This is a genomic window from Pseudomonadota bacterium (assembly GCA_010028905.1).
Lineage (GTDB): Bacteria > Vulcanimicrobiota > Xenobia > RGZZ01 > RGZZ01 > RGZZ01.
On sequence record RGZZ01000666.1, the window covers coordinates 1 to 2,220 of the forward strand.

General features: G+C 68.4%; 2 protein-coding genes. Both read left to right on the forward strand.

The features are described 5' to 3' along the window. Positions 1-1,181 (forward strand): hypothetical protein (locus tag EB084_24100; protein ID NDD31346.1); only part of this gene is annotated, 1,181 nt, incomplete at its 5' end. Beyond that, the coding region (locus tag EB084_24105) for a hypothetical protein (GenBank protein ID NDD31347.1) at positions 1,067-2,220 on the forward strand (1,154 nt) is incomplete at its 3' end. The genes EB084_24100 and EB084_24105, both read left to right, overlap by 115 nt.

Genomic DNA, 2,220 nt, shown 5'->3' on the forward strand with positions numbered 1-2,220 from the left:
GCTCGGTCTCGCACCCGAAGCTGGTGGTGGCGCAGGGTGCTGCTATCGTGGCGGCGCAGAGCGGTGCGGAAGCGGCCGACGAGGTGGTGCACGCCCACATCGCTCCCTTCGACTACAACCTCGGCCTGCGATCAGAGCAGTACTTCACCTTCGTGCGGAAGAGCGACCCGTTTCCCACCCCTGGCGATCAGCGTCGCGCCCAGCTCTTTCACACCCAGCAGGCGAACCAGCCGCTGGTCTTCTGCCCGGTCTGGGGAGGCGACAGCAAGCGCCCGGATGCGCTCGAGCTGCAAGGAAACGCGTACGTCCGGCTGCCGCCCAACACCCCTGCGGGGTTTCCCGTGGAGATCACGGTGTGGCTCGATCAGAATGGCATGTTCCAGCTCGGGGCGCATGCCGGCAACGGGGTGGCGCTGCAGGTGCTGGTCGACAAGGGCGAAGAGGTGCAGAAGGCCGCCGACGCCCTGGTGGCCGCCGAGATCGTCGTCGAGTCGCGCAAGGACGAGGCGATGAACGCCGACATCGATCGGCTCAGGGATCTGCGCGCGCAGACCCTCGAGCAGCTGTTCGGGGGGAAGGCCGAGCAAGCGTGCCGGTCGGCGGGGCGCATGCACGCCCTGGCCCAGGAGTGGGGCGCCGTCGATGGCAGCCTGCGCGAACGTGCCGATTACCTGGTCAAGTTCGCCGTCATGCTCATCGATGGGTTCGGCTGGGCGTTCGAGCCTGCGCGTATCGAGCAGCTTCGCAGCGGGGTGAGAAACGTGCAGGCGTCGCTCGCGCCAGGGGCTGATGCGATGCTGATGATGCACTATGAGATGCTCAACAAGGCCTGCAGCGATCTGCCGCCCATCGTGACGCGAATTCTCGAGCTGCACCACGTCATCGTCGAGCGCATCGAGCCGCGGTCGCCAGCGCGGGCACAGGCCTTCAAGAAAGAGCTGTCCGCTCTCCTACCAAGGCTGGCCATCGGCGACGAGAGCGCGCTGACCCAGCTCGGCGATCTCGCCGGCAGCGTGGCGAAGGCGTCGAACGACCTCGGCCCGGATGTTCGTGAGGCGCCGCGCGAGTGCGCCACGTGCAGCGGGCCGATTCAGCCGGGCGCGCGCTTCTGCGATGCGGGGCACGACAGCTGGCTGTTGCGCGGTGGGGCATCGTCGTTTTCTGGGGGGGTGGCGCGCTGAAAGATCCCCTGCAGACCGAGCGCACGCCCTACGAGCTGCTCGGGGTCACGCCGCAGTCGTCTGAAGCCGAGATCATGGCGGGCTTCAAGAAGGCCATTCTCACGAATCGCGACGTGAACGCCTTGAACAAGGCTCGGCTGTCGCTGCAACGACCCCTCGATCGCGCACTGCTCGGGCTCTTCATGTACAGGCCCGAGGGGCTGCGGCGCGTGTCGGCAGCTCCCGCGGCGACGATTCAGTCGCTCGCCGCCATGGCGCACGTGCGCGAGACGCTCGCGAGTCAGTGGGAAGCCGCGCTTCAGCCGGTCTATCCGGAGGTCGACCTCATCCATGCCCTGGCCGTGTTGCACTGGTGGGATGCGCAGACGGGGCTCGAGGTGCGCAAGTGGGCGGCCGCCATCGGGTACTGGGTGACGGTGGTGTTTCATCCGCACCTGGGGCGCTTGCTGCCCGGCGCCGATGAGACCGTGCTGTCTGCGTTGGCGGAGGCCGTGACCGGTCGCCTGCGCGCGACCATCGAGCAGAACGGCCGGGTGCACGATGGGCTGCACGCGAATGCGGTGGCGTCTCTCGACAATCTCGAGCGCGAGACCCGGGCCGCGCGTGCGCTGCGCGCGCTCAACATCGACGAGAAGGGGGTTGCGCTTTCGAGCGGCCCCCTGGCCCTGTCTCGTGCGGGGATTCTCGAGCCCGTGCGCGCTCGGCTCGATGGGCTCTACCAGCGCAATCGTTCGCTGGCGATTCAAGAGGCGCGCGGCCTGCTCAGCATCGGCGCCCTCGTAGAGCTGCTCATCGAGCGCGCCGACTTCGAGCAGGCGCAGGCGCGCCTCGATCAGATGCAGGCGAGCCCCGCGGTCGATGAGCAGAAGGTGCGGGTGGCTCGGGCGCGGGCACGCCATCTGTGCGACGCGGGGAACATGATGGAAGCCCTCGATCACTGGCGGGCGGCCATTGTGCGCACCGTGCGCGGGGAGGCGCGCGCCGAGCTGCTGGCAGAGGTGTCACAAGAGGTGAGCGGGGCGGCGCAGCGCTTCGGCAA